This window comes from Paenibacillus sp. FSL R10-2782 (assembly GCF_038592985.1).
In the GTDB taxonomy this organism is placed as follows: Bacteria; Bacillota; Bacilli; order Paenibacillales; family Paenibacillaceae; genus Paenibacillus; species Paenibacillus terrae_C.
Genome location: NZ_CP151951.1, coordinates 3660604 through 3679859 on the forward strand (window position 1 = coordinate 3660604; position 19256 = coordinate 3679859).

Consider the following 19256-nt stretch of genomic DNA (forward strand, 5'->3'; position numbering starts at 1 on the left):
TTGCGGTTCGGATTCATGTGTCCTTATCATTATTAGCTTTATGGGGAATTGTTATGTCAGGAAAATGATATCGTGGACATTCCGTACAAATCCATTCATACTGGATGGATGACGACCACTGGTTAATTAATAAGGAGTGAGGTACATCATGGAATCAAAAACATTAGAACTGTTTAAAAACTTAACGGAGTTTCCTTCCATTCCCGGACACGAGCGAGAGCTGCGGGCATGGGTTAAAGAACGGATATCCGGTTATACGGACGAAATCGTGCAAGATCGTTTGGGTAGCCTTTTCGGCGTGCTGCGCGGGGAAGAGAACGGGCCACGTATAATGGTAGCAGGCCATCTGGATGAAGTCGGATTTATCGTTAATGGCATTACGGAAAATGGCATGATTCGTTTTCAGCCGGTTGGAGGCTGGTGGAGTCAGGCCATCATGTCACAGCGTCTTCAGGTACTGACTCCGAATGGTCCGGTGATCGGTGTCGTTGGCTCAGTCTCGCCCCATTTGCTGGATGAATCACAACGCAGCAAGCCTATGGACATCAAGCATATGTATCTGGATATCGGCGTGGACAGCCGTCAGGAGGCGCAAGATCTGGGCATCGTGCCGGGAACAGCCATTGCGCCGATTTGTGATTTTACTCCTCTGGCAAATCCGAAAAAAATCATGGCTAAAGCGTGGGATAACCGCTATGGTGTAGGCTTGGCTATTGAGCTGCTTGAAGCGTTACATAAGGAAAAGGACAAGCTGCCTAATACGCTGTATGCTGGGGCTACCGTTCAGGAGGAAGTAGGACTGCGCGGCGCTCGCACGGCAGCCAACCTGATTCAGCCAGACGTTTTCTTTGCACTAGATTGCAGTGCGGCCAACGATATGGGCGGCGATCCGAACGCTTATGGACATTTGGGTAAAGGCGCGCTGCTGCGGGTTTTTGATCCGGGTATGATTACCCATCGCGGGATTGTGGAATACGTGCAGGATATGGCGGAAACGCACAAGATCAAGTATCAGTATTTCATCTCCACAGGTGGAACAGATGCAGGTCAAGTCCATTTGAGCGGAATTGGAGTGCCATCCACCGTCATTGGCATTTGCGGACGATACATCCACACTTCCTCCTCCATTATTCACACTGACGATTACGATGCAGCCAAAGAGCTGATCATCAAGCTGGTGCAAAACTTGGATCGCACGACGCTAAATACGATAATTGAACGAGCTTAAGGTTTCTCAGAAAATTACAATCTATTAAAAACAGTCAAAACAGGTTATACATGTTTTGACTGTTTTTTTGATTTATTAGAGTTACAACATAGAACGCTTCATATCAAATGCTTATAACGAAGCAAGGCAATGATAACAAGTATAGCCGTCAAGGCAATGCAGATATTCTCTACCTGCTTCCCTTTGCGCGTTCCGGTACTCATCAGCCTAAATCGCAGCTTCCATTTGAACGGTGGCAATGGTTTAATCCCGTTATTCGTCAAGGAATCTGCCAACAAATGCAGCAGATACGCCAAACCGCCAGCCAGCCATATGCTGTCACCGTGCAGACGAGTTGTACCATACAGCAACGCAGCCCATGCGACTGTTCCGTACACCGTATGTGTCAATCCCCGGTGCGGGACAAGCGTACAGATAATCAGCAGGCATCCGGCAATGTAATTCCACGGCGCATATGCTTCCCCATACCAGGCCAAGCCAATCCCAAGCAAAAAAATAATAACCTTTCGCATGGATCGTGAAGGCATAAAGGAAGCGCTGATCATCAGCAAAGCCAGAACAAGATTCCACGGCGGCGGAGCCAGACGGGTGAAAAATACCCAGCCCGCAGCCCCAATCATCAGGAGCTGTACGAGTCTGAGCATTTTGGTAGGCAACGCACGACTCACGAGCATGGAGTTAGGCTCGTCAATATCCGGCAGCAGTGAACCGACTACAGCGGCAGCCACGGCAGCCGGAGTCACTTCGTATCCGTTCAAGGCTAATACCGACAGGGAGGCCCCGGTTCCAATAATCAAATGGGCTCTTCCCATCATGATGCATAACATCCTTTCTTTGCAGCATACAGCAGAGTTCGACATCACTCTATTTGAATCAGCATGATTCGATTGTATACGACAAACAAAAGGAGAACAATAGTTCGCTTATTCTATTTAAAGGATATCGGTCAAAAGTCCTGGTCAAAAATTCGCCTTAGAGTATTTTTTGGAACAAAGCGATAACTTCCTCTTTGGTTGGCTGAAACGGATTACCGGGCGCACACGCATCCTTCATGGCATTGTCGGCTAACAGATTCAGGTCCGGGTCCGTTACTCCCAGCTCAGACAAGCGTTTTGGGATTCCGACCTCCTGCGCCAGCCCACGGATGGCATCCACGACAAATTCAGCACACTCCTCATCCGTTCGCCCTCTGACCGAGAATCCAATCGCTTGAGCGATAGGTCTGAATTTACGAGGAACATGCTTCGCATTGGCCTCCTGTACATAGGGCAGCAGCATCGCATTACACACCCCATGAGGAAGATCATACACACCTCCAAGCTGATGAGCCATCGCATGCACATATCCCAACCCCGCATTGTTGAAGGCCAGCCCTCCCAGAAAAACAGCATACACAAGCTTTTCCCGAGCCTCAATATTTTGACCGTTCTCCACAGCATCAGGCAAATAACGGAATATCAGTTCGACAGCAGCCAGGGCAGTGGCATCGGTGACTGGATAAGCTCCCGGGGTAACCAGCGCCTCAATCGCATGAGTAAGCGCATCCATACCTGTCGCAGCAGTTAATTCGGCTGGCTTACCCACCATTAATTCGGGGTCATTTACAGAGATGGAAGCCAGGCTGTTTTTATCAACCATGACCATTTTGACCTTACGCTTCTCATCCGTAATGACATAGTTAATGGTGACCTCGCTGGAGGTGCCCGCCGTTGTATTCACTGCCACAATAGGAACGGACGGTCGTTTGGATTTGTGAACGCCTTCATATTCTGAAATATGTCCTCCATTGGTGACAATGATGCCAATGGCTTTGGCCGCATCCTGAGGCGACCCACCACCTACCGAGACGAGAACATCACATCCGTTATCCTGAAACACCTTGACTCCTTCGTGAACATTGTTACAGGTAGGGTTAGGTTGCACACCATCATATACAATATATGGAACTCCATGCTGCTCCAAAACAGCAATAACCCGGTCGGTGATCCCATTTCGACGCAGCCATTTATCCGTCACGATAAGCGCTTTCATAAATCCTCTCTCTTGCAACATCGGTCCCAGATCTCTAAGACATCCAATCCCCATCAAGTTCACTGGCGGTACATAAAAGATATTTCTCCCCATTCGTAAACCCCTCCTCTGTGTTAATCGTTCTCCAGTCATCTCTGCTATCTATTATCATGCATCTTCCTGATTCTACCATCAGATTGAGCAGACATCTGCGAAAAAAAGCACAGTTCTGCAATTCCCATAAAAACACGCAATAAGGCCTAGAAGCATGTTGACAAACTTATGCATTATTTTCTTTTTGCCTCAAAAGCCTATTGTACTATTTGAAATATTATGTAATATAGTGTTTATATTTACTATATGAATCTATTAAATGAACAAGGAGGAAATAATTATGCAAAAAAGCTCTGCGATTCGCAAGTTCAAAACGGTTGGTCTGGCATCATTGCTAAGTCTTGTTTTGTTCGCTCTCCCCGCTTCTGCTGCTTGGAATGATACATACACAGGTTATGCCACCTATACCGGATCTGGCTACTCAGGAGGAGCATTGCTGCTTGATCCAATCCCTTCCGATGCAAAAATTACGGCTCTTAACCGCACACAACTGAATTATAGCGGAATCAAAGCCGCATTGGCAGGAGCATATCTGGAAGTCCAAGGCCCCAAAGGGAAAACAACCGTCTATGTAACCGATCTTTATCCTGAAGGTCCAAGTGGCGCGCTCGACCTGTCCCCAAATGCTTTTAGCCAAGTTGGCAACCCAATTGATGGAAAAATCAATATCTCATGGAAAGTCGTCAAAGCCCCAGTTACTGGAAACGTCTCCTACCGCATTAAAGAAGGCAGCAGCCGGTGGTGGGCAGCTATTCAGGTACGCAATCATAAATATCCTGTCTTAAAACTGGAAGTCCAACAGAATGGACAGTGGACCAATCTCGAAAAACAGGACTACAACCACTTTCTGGGTACTAACTTAGGGAACCAGCCTCTTAAAATCCGGATTACAGACATTCGCGGTGTGGTGCTGAACGATACCCTCCCGGCTCTAGCAGAAAATGGAACGGGCGATGCCTATATTGTTAAAGGTAATGTGCAATTCCCTGACTGATTGCAGGTATCTTCTCACAGCTTGAGTCCTGTCAGGCACAAATAGGTGCTTCCTACCTATGTGCTGTCCAACTTGAGACAGGCTTTATGTAATCCCCAGGCTGGGAACCGACGCAAGCGATTTTGCGTATCGGGTTCCTGGCCTTTTTACGAAAAAGTCATTATTTTTCATAAAAAATTAGTTTGTTCACTGTCCTGTTCACAGGAAGGCACGTATAATGAATACATATTAGGGTGTATTTTGGCTATATGCACATAGACAGGAGACCTGCCCACATGAGCAATTTCAAAAAGCATCACAAGCTTCACAGCAAATTGATGATCAGTATCACGTTATGTATTACGCTGACGTTGCTGGTATCTACCACAGTGTATTATTTTTATTATATTCGGGTGGAGAAGGAGCAAGCATTCGAAGCCAATCATAGCAGCCTGGCACTGAGAAGCAGAGAGGTCATTAACATGACATCTATCGCCCAATCGTTGGCCTTCCAAATGTACCGCAGCAGCACTCTGACCAAGTTGTTGTATTATCCCAAACCCAATGTATATGATGTAACCGCTGCCATGTCTGAGCTGAACAATTATCTCAATTCTATGCCGTACATTGAATCCATCTATGTGTATAATCCGAAAAGCGACACCTTCTATATTGCATCCTCACGGGGGCAAAACGGGTTATATAGCAAAAGTGAACTGGCTGACACGGATATTATACGCGTGCTGGATCATTATCAGGATTATAAGCCATTTACACCTATTCCACGCACCTATCCGCTGCTGTCTGCGTCAGACTCCATGGCCGGAGCAGAGCAAGACAGCACAGAAATTGCCGCCTATACGTATTTATGCTACGACGCAATCAACTCGAACGAAGCGATGAATTCGGCTGTGATCGTCAATGTATCTGCGACTTGGATGAACAAGGAAATGGCGACGAATCCGAACTCAGGTGGAACAGCTTATATTTTGGACGATCAAGGCAGACTTTTATCCGGCGCGACACTGGCAGACGAAGCATTGAACGAAAAAGAACAGCTGTGGCTGCACACCCGAGTCAAAAAGCAGGAAACAGGATATTTTGTAGAAGATTTTCACAGTAAAAGATCACTCATTTCCTATACCTCCCAAGACGGATTGGGTTGGCAGTATATTAGTGTCACCCCGTATGAAAGCGTTGTCAAAATGGCGAGTGTTATCCGTAATGCCATGCTGCTGATTGCCGCCATCATTGCATTAGCAGGGTTCGTGGCTTCCTGGCTGCTGTCCAGAATGCTGTATACCCCCATTGGACAGATCGTTGTCCATATGAATTCATTAGAATCAGAGAAACGAAACAGCATGTATACGATCCGGCAAAACATTTTACAGAATATTATTCGGGGGGTTCAATTGCTTCCTGCCGGCGAGGAGCCGGAGCGGCTGCGTGAGCTTGGAATCACCTTCCAGTTCGACAAAGACTATCGGCTGGTGCTGCTGCGTATAGATGAATATGCCCGGTGGCAAAGCGAACGCGGTCCGGACCTGCTGCCCTATAAGTTTGCCATGATGAATATTGCTTCTGAAATATGCGGGCAGACGTACCAGGTGGAAGCCGTGGATATCGACGAAGACAGTGTCCTGTTGCTGCTCAACATTCTTGATCCTGCGGAGTATACGGATACCGTGCTGCTGGAAACCTTATTGCGCCAGATACGTGAAGCTTGCTTTGAATACTTGAAGTTAAGTGTATCTCTGACCTATAGTGCCATCGCAAGCCAGCCAGAACGGCTGCATCTGTTGTACCGTCAGGTACAGGAAGCGTCCATGCACCGATTTTTTCAAGGGTACGGCTGTATTATTGATGCGCAGAACACAATGAACTCAAATACTCAAAATGCCTACGTATATCCGTCGGATAAAGAGAAAAAATTGCTCGACGCGCTGTTATCTGGTCATACGGAGGAAGCTCATGGCATGTTCAAGGACTTGCTGATGCACATGGAAAAATATTCATTTTCCGTCGGACAGGCGGCTATATCCCGGCTGATGATGAGTGTGAATCATGCCATTCAGCATATGAGTGAGCGTAATGGATTTGCTGCCGGATCTATCCCTGAATTGCCATCCGCAGATCAGTTGGAGACGGCCCCGGAGCTTATCGAACAATATCAATTGGTCTTTGATCATGTCCGCTCCAACCTATCGGAAAAACGAAACACGAAACAAGAGCGGCTAGTACGGCAAATTAATGAGCGAATAGAGCAAGCCTATGCTGATCCGGATTTTTGCCTCAACCAGATCGCTGAAGAGCTGGATATGTCACCGATCTATGTCAGCAGACTATACAAGCAACAAACCATGTCTACCATCGTAGACGTCATTCAACAGCTACGCATTCGCAAAGCCTGCGAGCTGCTGGAGCAAACCGACTGGTCTGTAGCTGACGTGGCAGAACAAACCGGATTTGCGAGCAGCTCTTATTTTCACCGCATGTTCAAGCGTAGCATGGGCGTGACGCCTACAGATTTTCGTCGTTCCAAAACGAACGCGCAATAAGCAGGGCTATAGTCAGATGTCTTATGCGATTGCTCCGAGAACGGAACGTTGATGCCACAAAAAATAGACTGACACTAAAAAAGCAAGCCTCCAACTTCCTGGAGACCTGCTTTTATTTTTATCCCAACTGTTAAAATCTCTTTGCCTTGCTCAATTACTTAATACCTTTCTCCTTCACGTAGGTTTCCCATTGCTTGGTATATTCCGTCTGGATTTTCTCCAGGCCAGCCTGATTTGCTTTTTGCAAGAAGGTCTGCAAGCCTTGATCCACATTATCAATCAGTCCAGCTTGGAGCGGATAAAGATATTGCTTCTCAACCTGCTCCAAAGCCGCCTTTTCAGCCTGATAGGTTGTATAATCCTCGGCAAAGCCAGTGAACAGGTCAGGCTTCTGAATTTTATCCAGATCAGCAAAAATCTGCTTCACACGGTCAAAGCTTGAATCAAACAGCATGTATTCCGGGTTACGCCAAGCCCAACCGTTCATGCCTTCCCGTGGAAAACCGTTCGTGCTGGACGTACCTACCATTTGATAGTACCCGTCTTTGACTTCATAGTTTTTGCCTTCAATCCCGTATTGAGTGAGCAGATTATAACGTTTGTCCGTCACAAGCTTTTCATAAAAGGCCAGTGCCCGCGCAGGGTTAGGGCTACTTTTTGGAATCGCAAAGCCGTTATGAATCGGATGAACCGGAGTCGCATAACCCGTCGTCAGCGGGAAAGGATAGTAATCCAGCTTCCAATCAGGGTGAGCAGATTTGATCTTAATGACCATATCATTAAACCGGTTTGGATTGTCACCAAAAATACTCGCTGCTTTACCCGAAGTCACCTGATCCTGTAGCGTATCCTTTACATTCAGTACATTTTTAGGGATGAATCCTTTATCGGCCCAGCGTTTGTAAGTGTTCAGCTCTTCTTTTTGCTCATCTGACCCCCAATACTTGTAAACCTCTGTCGGCTTCTCATATTTAATGCCGATGCCATAAGGCAAAGCCCCTACACTCTTGGTTACCAATTCGGAATAGCGATCATGCAGGTTTCCTTTAATATCACTATTCAGCGAGATCGGTTTCATATTAGGCTCATGCTGACGGATACCTTCCATGTAAGCCTCGTAGCTCTTTATATCCGTAGGTTTAGGCAGATTATATTTCTCACGCAAATCCTCACGCCACACAAAACCGTCGGTCACATATTCTTTAAACGTGCTAGGAACGGTATAAATTTTGCCCCCGATTTTAACGCTATCCCACATACTTTGAGGCACAAATTTTTGCAGGGCAGGCGCAGCCTTCGGCAGCAGATCGTCAAGCGGCAGGAATGCGCCTTTCTTGGCGTAGGCCTGATACTGCGTCCAATCTGCAGTGAAGATCAGGTCAATCGGCTGGCCTGAAGAGAGCAGCAGCTTATACTTCTGATCCCAGTCCGTCCACGTCGTGTAGTTGAATTTGACGGTGGCATTCAGATCTTTTTCCGCCAATTTATTAATCTCTGCTTCAATGGCGGGCATATCCTTCGGAGCATCACCCAGCATATAAAATTGTAGCTGTACCTTCTGGGATTTGTCATCCGTTCCATCTGCTTTTTGTGCACTGCTTCCGCCACCGCCTCCACACCCGGCTAATAGCCCCATGATGACCATAACTGCAATCAGGATGGACATGCGTTGCTTTCTTTTCTTTGTAAATGTCATGTGAATCCTCCTTTTGAAGTGGTTGCTGGTTTAAAGCCATCTATCTTTTAAAAGCCTGGAGAGTGGACGAAAATCATTCGCTTGTACTCAGCCGCGCCTTTAAAATTTGTAGGAAACAAACATTACTGCCTTTAAATAAAACGCTTACAAAAAATGCTTTCAGAATGGCACAACGTCAGCACGCCATGCCATCTTAGCTGATGATCGTCTGCTTTAGCCTTTAACAGCACCAATGGTCAAGCCCTTGACGAAATAACGCTGAATGAACGGGTACAGCAGTAAAATCGGCCCGGTGACCACGATCGCCATTGCCATTTTGGTCGATTCGGTCGGCATATCGTTGGAGAGCGAAACGCCAGTACCTGCCCCCATTTGCGCGATAAATTGCATCGAGTTGATTACATTATACAGATAATATTGCAGCTGGTATTTATGTGGATCATTAATAAAGAGTGAGGACGAGAACCAGTCATTCCAGTATGCCAAGGCCAGAAACAAGCCTACGGTGGCAATGCCCGGGGTAGACAAAGGCAGCACAATCCGATAGTAGATTTTAAAATCACCCGCACCGTCAATTTTAGCAGACTCAAACAGCTCTTCCGGCATGGACGAACGAATGAAGTTTTTCATCAAAATGATCAGAAAAGGAGTCATCAGCCCCGGGAAAATAAGCACCGTATACGTATCGAGCAGTCCTAAATACTTCGTCAGCATAATGTACCAGGGTACCAAGCCGCCCCCGAACAACGTTGTAAAGTAAATATAGAACGAAAACGCGTTCCGGTATTTAAAATCTTTACGCGCCAGCACATATCCCGCCATCGTCATTAGGAACAGGCCCAACGTCGTACCTACTACAGTTGTAAAAATGGTCACCCCGTACGCTCTCAGCACCTCCTCAGGAAAGGTGAACACCGTCCGGTATCCTTCCAGCGAAAATTCCTGTGGAATAAAATGATATCCATCTCTGATAATCGACTCGTTACTGGTCAATGATGCCGAAATAATAAGTAGAAATGGTAGCAAACAAGCAATAGAAGCAATAATGATTATCGCATAAGAGAGAATTTGAAAAATTCGGGTGTATACATCCTCTTTGATCGCCATCCGTTTGGGTCCTCCTTTCTAGAACAGAGCATATTCGTCGTTCAGCTTGCGGATAATATAGTTCACAGTCATGATCAGTATAAAGCCGAACAAAGACTGGTACACGCCTGCCGCCGAAGCCATACCGACATCAAAGGTTACTTTCAGTGAACGGTACACATACGTGTCCAAAATATCCGTCGTATTGTACAGCACCCCATTGTTGCCGATTAATTGATAGAAGAGATCGAACTGTCCCTTCATAATACTGCCGAGCGCGAACAGCAGCAGCACGACGAACGTCGATTTGAGCATTGGCACGGTAATGTACCAGATCCGTTGAAAAATGTTGGCCCCGTCCATTTTCGCCGCCTCATAATACTCGTCGCTAATGCCTGTAATGGCCGCCAGATAAATCACCATACTGTAGCCGAGGTTTTTCCACAGGTAGAACAGGATAATCAGGAAAATCCATACCCACGGTTGGTTGTATACATCCACACGTTCACCGCCGATTTGCACTAGCAGCGTATTCAGAAAGCCGTTATCATAATTAAATATGTTATACACGATAACGCTTAGAATAACGAAAGAAACAAAATAAGGCAGGAACATCACAGATTGAGCGATCTTTTTAAAGTAACGCCCCCGCAGCTCGTTCAGCAAAATAGCAAGAACAATCGCTATCACATTGCCAAATAAAATAAATGCTGCGTTGTATCCGACCGTATTCAGGGTCAGCTTGGTCAACGTGCCGGATTGCCATAGAAATTGAAAATTCTGTAGTCCGACAAACTTGGCATCGAACAAGCTGGTATTGAAGTCAAACTGGGTAAATGCATAATAGATCCCCACCATAGGAATGTAAGAATTAATGAAGAAAAAGATCAGGGTCGGCAGCAGCATTAAAAATAATATCCGATTACGGATCAATTCATAGAAAAATCCGTTTTTCCTGCCGCTCGCCAGCCTCCTCCCGTTCAGGCGGGAATCTGTCGTGAGCATAGCGGAACTCTTAGGCACAGGCTGATTCAATGTGAGTCACTCCCCCTCTGTATACGTTACCAACAGCATGTTTTGCAGTCCGCCGTCGTATGACCTTATTTTATGTAAGCGCATTCAAAATGAAAAGTGAAGCCTTGCGTACTTCATGAACAAAGGAGTGTCCTAAGGAGTGAACAATTCGGATATTTGTGAAGTATTGTGTGATATAAGGCGCCTGATAGGCACCCAAGCCCCGCTTACAAAGCATAATTAAACGTTTGGGGTTGCCCTTCACTATCATGTAGCTCGAAGCACAGTTCACCGTCATTTTTGTTCTGACCGATAAACTTGATGCCATCTTCCCTGATCCTGTCAGTTGCTCAGGAGCTAATTGAAGCAACTCATACACCAAAAACGACTGATGGGCTTTAAGATTAAATAACATTAAAAAGCCCTCATCATTCGATCTGGCAAGAATAAATTCCTCGCCCATGCCTTCCACCGCAAAACTGTCCTTCAAACGACCAGAAAGCTTCCCCATATTCCATGTTTCTTTTACAGAGCCATTAGCGTCAATCAGACGAACGGTCTGTCCATCGTTCATGACTGCTTTACCATTATAAAGCTTGATATTGTTGGCATTAAAATTCCAATAATGAGCCTTTGCCTGACGAAGTACCTTTCCTTTCTGGACGAACAGCGTATAAAAATCGTCATTAACCATGGGCTCCCCATACGCTTGCCATACCGTAACCAAATCTGCATCCTCCGTAACCTTGGTCGAAATGATTTTCGTCATGCCAAAATAATCTTCTTTCAATTTGATATTTGTTGGACTGAGCGCGCGGATACGGCCGCCATCCTCTTTACGGTACAATACTCCGCTGCTTGCATCCAGCAAATAGCCTTTACTTTCCCCCGATTCCCCAACCAACTGAGGATAGCTTATTGCCATTCGTTCGTTTTTCTTCCATTCCAGCTTGCCTCCGACCACATCACTGATAAATGCCAAAGGGACATACAGCGTTCCGCGAATGTTACTGGCTGAAACGGTGTAAATAACCTTCTTGTTATGTACAAAGCCTATAAATGAATGGCTCTCCTTTGGGAAATGACATTATATTTCCGTTAAAATAAACACGGATACTTGCAGTCTCCTGTCCTTGCTTCACGGGTGCAGCACCCCCGGTCCGTTCCATTCTTCCTAAAAATTCGCTGTACAGGTGTTAAAATCCTCTAAAAAGGACCCTGCTACCTGCGCAGAGTCCTTACTTGTACCATACCTATTTTCAAGCTTGCTGTACTACTCTCGCTCTGCGATTCACCAAATAAATGCTAAGCCCGATTAATACCAGACCGATCAGCAAGAAAGCCGTAATCGCTTCGCGCAGCAGCAAGGAGCTGACAAACACCGAGATAACAGGCACCAAAAACGTATAAGACGCGACTTTGCTCGCATCCCCCGAGTTAACCAGTGTGAAATACAGCAGCCAAGACAGCGAAATACCCAACACGATGCCGAATACCAGCCCTGACACATAAGGAAAATTCCATACGATGTCTGACCAGCTTTCCGTCACTGTTCCGGCTCCCGTCAACACGATGCCTCCCAGCGTACATTGAAATGCGACCAGCCACAGCGAATCCACGCGCTGGTTTACCTTTTTCACGTAGACGGTGCCCAATGCCCAACTCACGGCTGTAATAATAGCGATAACTACACCTGCCACAGCCACATGCCCCGAAAATCCTCCGACACTTACAGCCGCCACACCCAGAAATCCGATGACCAATCCAGTCACCTTAAGCCCGGACATCGCTTCACCCAGCCACATCCATGCAAAAATGCCGACCAAAACTGGCTGGAGATATACCAGAACAGAAAACAGGCCGGATGGTACGTACATCAGCCCTACCGTTTGCAGACCATAAAACAGTACCACGTTAAAAACACTCGAAATTGCATAGACCCGCCAGTTCTCTTTCCAACGGATACGTTTCCATCTCGGCAGTAAAATCGCTCCTAACAGCAGACCTCCCAGCAACGTGCGCAACCCTGCAAACAAAAGTGGAGGCGTAAACTGCAACGCTACTTTATAAATGGGCCAAGATATGCCCCACAATACAACCAACAGCGCGATCATCATGATCCGCTTGGCTGTCGTTAACTCTCCCATGCTGCTTTCGCTCCTCTATAAAAAAAATGACTAGACCTTATATTTTACGCCTATAGGACAACTTTATCAAACAAAAAATATGCATGGGAAAGCACAACTCCAGACAGAGGAATCCTGTCATTTGCCTATGTTACAATATACCAAACCAAAAAGAAAAATAGAGATTAAAGGATAGGAGGATGTCTGCACTTGATTTATATCATCAAATTTTTATACAGCTTCGTGCTGCCTCCCGGTTTGTTTATCCTCGTGATGGCAGGGCTTGTAATCTGGCTGTGGAAGCGTGCGCGTAAACCTGCTGTCATTCTACTCGTTGTCACACTGCTGCTGTATGGTTCCTCTACCAATTGGGCCGGAGATTTGCTAATCAGCAGTCTGGAAAAGCAGTATCCGCAGCCTCGTACCGTTCAAGGCGATGTCATCGTCGTGCTTGGCGGCGGAGCTACAGAGGGAACACCCGACATCAACGGACAGGGTAATCTGCTTGGGTCAGCGGCCAATCGCCTGCTCACTGCGGCACGGTTACATGAAGCAACGGGCTTACCTATTCTGTTTTCCGGTGGACAGGTATTTGGCGACAGTGGCAACGAAGCGAATATTGCCCAAAGACAGCTTCTGGAACTCGGTATTCCCGCAAAAGATATTCTGATCGAAAACCGTTCCCTGAACACGCAGCAAAATGCCGTGTATACGTCCCAAATTTTGAAGCAGCATCAGCTCACCAAACCCATTTTGGTGACCTCTGCCTTCCATATGCCACGTGCGGCGGTGGAATTTCAGCGTGCAGGCATGCAGGCTGTACCTTATCCGACGGACTATCTGGCAAGTGAACATCCTTCACTATATGCCGCCAAGCTCTCCCCGTCTGCCGGAGCCATGGCTACTACTGGAACTGCCCTCAAGGAATATCTGGGGCTCCTTGCTTTGAAGCTTAAATAATGTGACGTATATCTAGCGTGTAGACCTTCATCACAAACAAGCGCCTTGGCAGCTCGCAGATGTAAACCTGTAAGCTGCCAAGGCGCTTGATTTTACCATGAGTCTTTCTTTCATGAGTATCGTAAGAGTTCAAAGTCCGTATTTTATCCCGACTCGCATGTCTTCCAACCCACTACATATCCCCGTGCAAGAAAATTTCCGACAATTGTTCCTCCGAAATCACCTTAAAGCCTTCCTTTTTCAACAAAGCCGAGGTTACGCCGTTACCTGCTATTTTCCGGTTTTCAAATGACCCGTTATAGATGGCGGCTGATCCGCAAGACGGACTGTTTTCTTTTAAAATAATGAGCGTAGCGTTAATCTCTTTAGCTATGTTCAGAGCTTCGTATGCACCTTTAATGTACATCTCACTGACATCGTTGCCCGAGGACTCAACCACCTTGGCTGTACCGTTCAGTACATCTTCCCCCGTCCCGCCCACAATTTCAGCAGGCGGTCTCGGCGTCATAAAGCCTCCCAACAGCTCAGGACAGATGGCCACAACCTTCTTTTCCTCAACCAACTTCTGAATATGTACGTCCAAGCTATCCGTCCCGTTATACCGGACCTTCATCCCTGCCAAACACGAACTTACCAAAATCATCTGCTTCCACCTCATATCATTGCTTTTCACAACTTAAGTGAATCAATGTCATAATACCCTCAGTAGCTTTAATAAAGAGTACATATAGATCAAAATGGTTTGATTTGTCTATATGAAGTATACATTTCGTTGGCTTAATCATTTATGAACTGGATTCAAGTAGTTTAAGTATAATCAAATTTTCTCATATAGTCATCGTACGAAAAATAAAACTTCCTTCTTCCATATCAATAATGTCGCTTCTTCTACCGTATGACATAAAAAATGAAGAAAGCGAGGCCGTCCCGTAAATAGGGATAACCTCACTCGATTTAAGATTGCCAAAACTGTTCTTTCTGTACCAACATAATGAACGTCTAATTTCTAGACCTCACTAATTCACTATAAATTTAACCCGCGTTCCATCCGGATAATCTTCCACTTGATGACTTACCCATGATCCTGCGCCACGATTATCACTAGGGCTTATATAACGAATGTCTGCCCCTGCCCCTCCCTCTGCACACATCGCCATCGGCCACTCGTCACGGTCATATCCTTTTTTGGTCGGATATCCCTTTAAGGACTCTCTGCGATTTTCCTCGGCCCCGTCTCGGTCAATCGTACAAACCGAAGAATGCCCGGTTGCAATTGCATCCTTAATATGCGCCCCGGTTTCCGGATAGCGAGAGGTTGGGAAGTTCAAGGTATACTCTGCTGCTGCCCTCTGCATGTTCACTACAGGTTCTGCATAAGCACTTTGCATGGATAAAATGGCAGCCAGCAAAAAAACAATAAGCCCTCTTATCATTGCACACCTCCATATTCTGTTATTTGTCTATAGAATACGATTTGAAATGTAGAGGTGTGTTAAATAAATTACAGCCCTAAATTGTTGCAAAACAGTTTTCGGAGTACAGGCACGGATGGGCACCTGCCCACATACAATAAACAGATCACAAGCCCGGTAAGTACCGTAGGCCGGCAAGTTCGCAACTACCTCAGGAGGTGTCACCCGTGCCCGGACTATTTAGCGCTATCGCTCTGTTCATCAAGGAATTGACGCTACTCGTCTCTTATGTGAAAAACAACGCCTTTCCGCAGCCATTGACTGAGAAAGAGGAAGCCCGACACCTAAAGCTGTTTGCCGAAGGCAATGCGCAATCCCGCAACACACTAATTGAGCATAATCTGCGGCTGGTGGCTCATATTGTGAAAAAGTTTGATAACACCGGTGAAGATTTGGAGGACCTCATATCCATCGGCACCATCGGACTGATCAAAGCCATTGAAAGCTTTCAGACCGGGAAAGGCACCAAATTAGCAACGTTTGCGGCCCGGTGTATTGAAAACGAAATTTTAATGCATCTTCGCTCATTGAAAAAAACACGTAAAGACGTATCTCTCCATGATCCTATTGGGACAGACAAAGAGGGCAACGAAATTACTTTAATTGATATCCTCGGCACCGAGGCGGACGATATTGTGGATAAGGTACAGCTCAAAATAGAGAAGAGTAAAATCTATCGCAACCTGGATATTTTGGATGAGCGTGAAAAAGAAGTGGTTATTGGTCGATTTGGCCTGGAAGCCGGAGGAGAAGAACGTACACAGCGGGAAATTGCCAGAGAGTTGGGGATTTCTCGTTCGTATGTATCCCGCATTGAGAAGCGTGCGTTAATGAAGCTGTACCATGAATTTTACAAGCAGAAGGGGTAATGAGCTCCGCTTCAATAATAACTATTTTGATATGTATTTTCATTTTAAACGCCAATAAAAGCCTGTAGTGGTTTTCTACACTACAGGCTAAAAATGCTTGATATTATTGGGTATTTTTACTTCGTCAGGACAAGCTCCTCCATTAGTTGGCTCTCTGAAATTGAATTTATTTTCCTACATACTCATCTAAAAAGCGATCTACTCTTTTGAAATATTCAGTGGGGTAATGGTTGATGGCATCGATGTGCTCCGTATTTTGCGGGTACCATACTTCTGCTTTTGGGTTATCTTTTAAGGACTCGTAAATAATTTCTGTATTTTTATAACTAATTTGCTGATCTCCAGTACCATGAATGAGCATAACTGGCTTGTCTTGCATCTTTTTTACCGCATCCATAGGAGATATGGAATCAAGATCAACCTTAAAGGCCCAATTTGCCATCCATGTCGATGTATAACTGAATGGAAACGCTGGTAAACCTGAAAAGAAGGGCAAACCCTCTCTCAGAAATAGACCAGCATTACGAAAAGGACTATCCGCAATTACGGCTTTAATGTCATCACTTTCACTTGCGGCTAGCAAAGAAGTAGCAGCACCCATTGAAAAGCCGATAACTCCAATGTTATCACCCGTATGTTCTCTGGATTTTAAATAGCTTACAGCTCCTAGCAAATCGTATTTTTCATTGAGGCCCAATGTAATCAAATCACCATCGGATTTACCTTGCGAGCTGAGGTCAAATGCCAATACATTGTAGCCCTTCGGAACGAAATGCTCTACTAACTTTGGGGTCCGCCCTTTGACTAAACGATTGCTCGTATATCCATGGACGACAATAATCGTCTTATTACTTGCTTTACCAGAAAGACCACTTGCAGGGAAGAAGGAACCTCTAATCGTATTATCATTTTTCAAACTCTTGAACTCGACCTCTTCGTAAGGAGTTTTATTGATATTCAATTCGTAGCTGACATTAGTGTCTCTAGGATGGTGCAACAAGGTGTCTACTACTTTATAAGATATAAAAAATACAAGAGCCATCACAAGCAAAAGCACGATCCCTAGGCTCCATAAAATTTTCTTCCGTTTTTTCACACGAACGTTAAATGTCAGATCAGGTTGTAATGATGTTTGACTCATTCAGACTCCTCCAGTTTTTCTTTAGGTTGTATGGGTGCGAACAAATAAAAGGCATGCCTCTTCAGATTTTCCCACTCGGGATGATGAATAATACTTTCTCCAAGAGTTAAGCCCACTCCATTAAAGAAAGAGATATAGGCACGAGAGATCATTGCTGGAGAAAAGCTTTTGTTGAATTCGCCCATTAACTGTCCCTTGGCATAGACGCATTCGATCGCATCTGTCATTACCTTTGTACTTTCAAGGACCTTCTGTGTAAGTTCAGGGAATCTTATTCGTTGTCCTAAGACAGATTGAACAAGCCGCAATTCATTTGTATATAAGTAGATATGGTTGAATTGTTCTGCCACCATGTTCTTAATCAATACGCCCGGCGTCCCCTCTTGTTGTAGACAAGCAAGCGATTTCGCCTGAATATCAGCAAGCGGCTCAAGGACAGCTGCGTAGTATAAAGCTTCTTTGCTAGGGAAATATTGAAAAATGGTTCCAGGAGTCACCCCCACACTCTGCGCAATAATAGCCGTTGTGGTATTCGAATAGCCACTTTCTGCGAACAGGATAACAGCTTCTTCTAGGATACGTTTACGCCGCTCCAGTCTTTTTTCTTCATTGATGGGTCTTGCCAAATGTATTCCCCTCTCTTTAAGCTAAACTTTCGTTAATTAATTAAATGATCAGTTATTTAATTAATAATATATCTTAAATTACGACTTATAGCAAGAGTGAATTTACTTACGAGCAGGATGAACCTCAACATATAAAAACAAGCCGGAGTGCTGCCCAACATGCGCCTCCGGCTTGTTTTTATCAGGTTATTTTGGATGAGTACATGTTCCGCCTTCCTTAACGGTGAAGATTTGGAGGACCTCATATCCTTCGTTACCATCGGGGATTACGCGTTCGTATGTGTCTCGCATTGAAAAGCGTGCGTTTAAGCACAAATATATGAACTGCATTAGGGTCCCAATAGGGGCCTTTTTCGTAATTATATCGCTTAAACTCTATCATAAAACCATGTAAACAATTGTTCCTTTTTAATGTTAGGAATACGCGGGGGTTGCTTATATTGTATGTGTCGTCATCAACAGCATTCTAGCAATAACTGTATATACAGCCTTGCGCTCATTTGCGAATTGAGGCAATCCAGTGCTTTATCTAACCCGGGTTTACTTCCGTCCATTTGAAGCTATGTAGACGACAATCTCTACCTGTTGAAGAGTATTGGTGTGTTTTTTCTGACAGTCGCAATATGTATTTTAGTATAAGGGAATACATTTATTGAGAGATTCATATCAATATACAATAATAATTTCAACAATGAATCCATTTCATAAATGATTAAGCCAACGAAATGCATACTACATATAGACAAACTAAACCATTTTGATCTATATGTACTCTTTATTAAAGCTACTGAGGGGTATTATGATATTGATTCCAATATTAAATAATTTAACTAATGGGGGAAATGCAACATGACAAAATTTAGTCAGAATCCAAACGATTATTCTTTTTCAATTGATCCTGTCGTTATAGCAGAAGAAAATGTTTCAACTAATGGTGATTCCAAAAATACTTTTCCAAAAAATATTTTAGTTGATAATAATCTTTCTTGGGAAAGCAGCTTGAGCGGTAGAGGTGGAGAAATTGTATTCAAATTAGATGAAGGCAAAACGATTAATGATATCCTCTTGGCTCAGCCAACCTTTAAAGCTTTTATCCTAACGTTTTCTCTTCATGGTTCTAACGACGGAGAAAACTGGTTTAGATTAGGTGCAGTAGAAGCAGTGCCAACTACTGCAAAAACGACTTATCAATTTAACAATGAGATTCCTTTTCAATATTATAAAATAACTGTACTTTCATCTGGCCTGAATAATACAACAACCTATTATGGTGTACGATATATTCAGTTAAGAACCGCTTCAATCAATGGCGTTCCAGCCTACAGAAATTCCAATTTAAATCCCGCTATTGCGGAATAAAAATCAATGTGAGCATACTGCATC

17 protein-coding genes are annotated in these 19256 nt (G+C 44.9%); 6 read left to right on the plus strand and 11 right to left on the minus strand.

Annotated elements, in window-relative coordinates:
- The first annotated feature begins 148 nt into the window (after nucleotides 1–148).
- Nucleotides 149–1228 (plus strand): M42 family metallopeptidase, encoded by a 1080-nt coding sequence (locus tag NST83_RS16560; protein ID WP_342414956.1) that lies wholly within the window; start codon nucleotides 149–151, stop codon nucleotides 1226–1228.
- Between the two features lie 98 nt (nucleotides 1229–1326).
- Here the strand turns inward: NST83_RS16560 and NST83_RS16565 are convergent, their stop codons facing one another.
- Nucleotides 1327–2043, minus strand: coding sequence for a metal-dependent hydrolase (locus NST83_RS16565; RefSeq protein ID WP_137061830.1), 717 nt, complete (start codon nucleotides 2041–2043; stop codon nucleotides 1327–1329).
- Between the two features lie 157 nt (nucleotides 2044–2200).
- Nucleotides 2201–3352 carry an iron-containing alcohol dehydrogenase gene (locus tag NST83_RS16570; protein WP_137061829.1) on the minus strand — a complete coding sequence of 384 codons (1152 nt, stop codon included), beginning with the start codon at nucleotides 3350–3352 and terminating at the stop codon, nucleotides 2201–2203.
- 280 nt (nucleotides 3353–3632) lie between these two features.
- Here NST83_RS16570 and NST83_RS16575 point away from each other — a divergent pair, with 280 nt between their 5' ends.
- Both NST83_RS16575 and NST83_RS16580 read left to right on the plus strand, forming a co-directional pair.
- A complete protein-coding gene (locus NST83_RS16575; RefSeq protein ID WP_342414957.1) occupies nucleotides 3633–4346 on the plus strand; it encodes an expansin EXLX1 family cellulose-binding protein in 714 nt (237 codons plus the stop codon).
- A gap of 275 nt (nucleotides 4347–4621) precedes the next feature.
- Nucleotides 4622–6883 carry an AraC family transcriptional regulator gene (locus NST83_RS16580; RefSeq protein ID WP_342414958.1) on the plus strand — a complete coding sequence of 754 codons (2262 nt, stop codon included), beginning with the start codon at nucleotides 4622–4624 and terminating at the stop codon, nucleotides 6881–6883.
- Nucleotides 6884–7037: 154 nt separating this feature from the next.
- Here the strand turns inward: NST83_RS16580 and NST83_RS16585 are convergent, their stop codons facing one another.
- The 5 genes from NST83_RS16585 to NST83_RS16605 form a co-directional block, all read right to left on the minus strand.
- Nucleotides 7038–8579, minus strand: a complete 1542-nt coding sequence (locus tag NST83_RS16585) for an extracellular solute-binding protein (protein ID WP_342414959.1) — start codon at nucleotides 8577–8579, stop codon at nucleotides 7038–7040.
- A gap of 213 nt (nucleotides 8580–8792) precedes the next feature.
- Entirely contained in the window at nucleotides 8793–9686 is an 894-nt protein-coding gene (locus NST83_RS16590) for a carbohydrate ABC transporter permease (RefSeq protein ID WP_044645143.1), read from the minus strand.
- A gap of 18 nt (nucleotides 9687–9704) precedes the next feature.
- Nucleotides 9705–10700 carry an ABC transporter permease subunit gene (locus NST83_RS16595; RefSeq protein WP_342414960.1) on the minus strand — a complete coding sequence of 332 codons (996 nt, stop codon included), beginning with the start codon at nucleotides 10698–10700 and terminating at the stop codon, nucleotides 9705–9707.
- Nucleotides 10701–10770: 70 nt separating this feature from the next.
- Entirely contained in the window at nucleotides 10771–11661 is an 891-nt protein-coding gene (locus tag NST83_RS16600; protein WP_342414961.1) for a hypothetical protein, read from the minus strand.
- A 277-nt stretch (nucleotides 11662–11938) separates the two neighbouring features.
- A complete protein-coding gene (locus NST83_RS16605; RefSeq protein ID WP_342414962.1) occupies nucleotides 11939–12826 on the minus strand; it encodes a DMT family transporter in 888 nt (295 codons plus the stop codon).
- A 189-nt stretch (nucleotides 12827–13015) separates the two neighbouring features.
- On the opposite strand from NST83_RS16605, the gene NST83_RS16610 reads away from it, so the two are divergent.
- Nucleotides 13016–13765: a YdcF family protein gene (locus tag NST83_RS16610; protein WP_342414963.1), complete on the plus strand. Its 750-nt coding sequence runs from the start codon at nucleotides 13016–13018 to the stop codon at nucleotides 13763–13765.
- A gap of 172 nt (nucleotides 13766–13937) precedes the next feature.
- Here NST83_RS16610 and NST83_RS16615 read toward each other — a convergent pair whose 3' ends face one another.
- On the minus strand, nucleotides 13938–14408 hold the full coding sequence (locus NST83_RS16615; protein WP_342414964.1) for a DUF523 domain-containing protein: 471 nt from the start codon (nucleotides 14406–14408) through the stop codon (nucleotides 13938–13940).
- A 373-nt stretch (nucleotides 14409–14781) separates the two neighbouring features.
- Entirely contained in the window at nucleotides 14782–15153 is a 372-nt protein-coding gene (locus NST83_RS16620) for a NucA/NucB deoxyribonuclease domain-containing protein (RefSeq protein ID WP_342417975.1), read from the minus strand.
- Between the two features lie 251 nt (nucleotides 15154–15404).
- On the opposite strand from NST83_RS16620, the gene sigK reads away from it, so the two are divergent.
- On the plus strand, nucleotides 15405–16106 hold the full coding sequence (gene sigK, locus NST83_RS16625) for an RNA polymerase sporulation sigma factor SigK (RefSeq protein ID WP_014282571.1): 702 nt from the start codon (nucleotides 15405–15407) through the stop codon (nucleotides 16104–16106).
- Between the two features lie 166 nt (nucleotides 16107–16272).
- Here the strand turns inward: sigK and NST83_RS16630 are convergent, their stop codons facing one another.
- Together NST83_RS16630 and NST83_RS16635 are read right to left on the minus strand one after the other, a co-directional pair.
- Nucleotides 16273–17247, minus strand: a complete 975-nt coding sequence (locus tag NST83_RS16630) for an alpha/beta hydrolase (RefSeq protein ID WP_342414965.1) — start codon at nucleotides 17245–17247, stop codon at nucleotides 16273–16275.
- Nucleotides 17244–17873 carry a TetR/AcrR family transcriptional regulator gene (locus tag NST83_RS16635; protein ID WP_342414966.1) on the minus strand — a complete coding sequence of 210 codons (630 nt, stop codon included), beginning with the start codon at nucleotides 17871–17873 and terminating at the stop codon, nucleotides 17244–17246. The genes NST83_RS16630 and NST83_RS16635 overlap by 4 nt, the downstream gene beginning before the upstream one ends.
- Nucleotides 17874–18722: 849 nt before the next feature.
- Between NST83_RS16635 and NST83_RS16640 the strand changes: the two genes are divergently transcribed.
- Complete coding sequence (locus NST83_RS16640) at nucleotides 18723–19232, plus strand: discoidin domain-containing protein (protein WP_342414967.1); 510 nt, start codon at nucleotides 18723–18725, stop codon at nucleotides 19230–19232.
- Nucleotides 19233–19256: the final 24 nt, after the last annotated feature.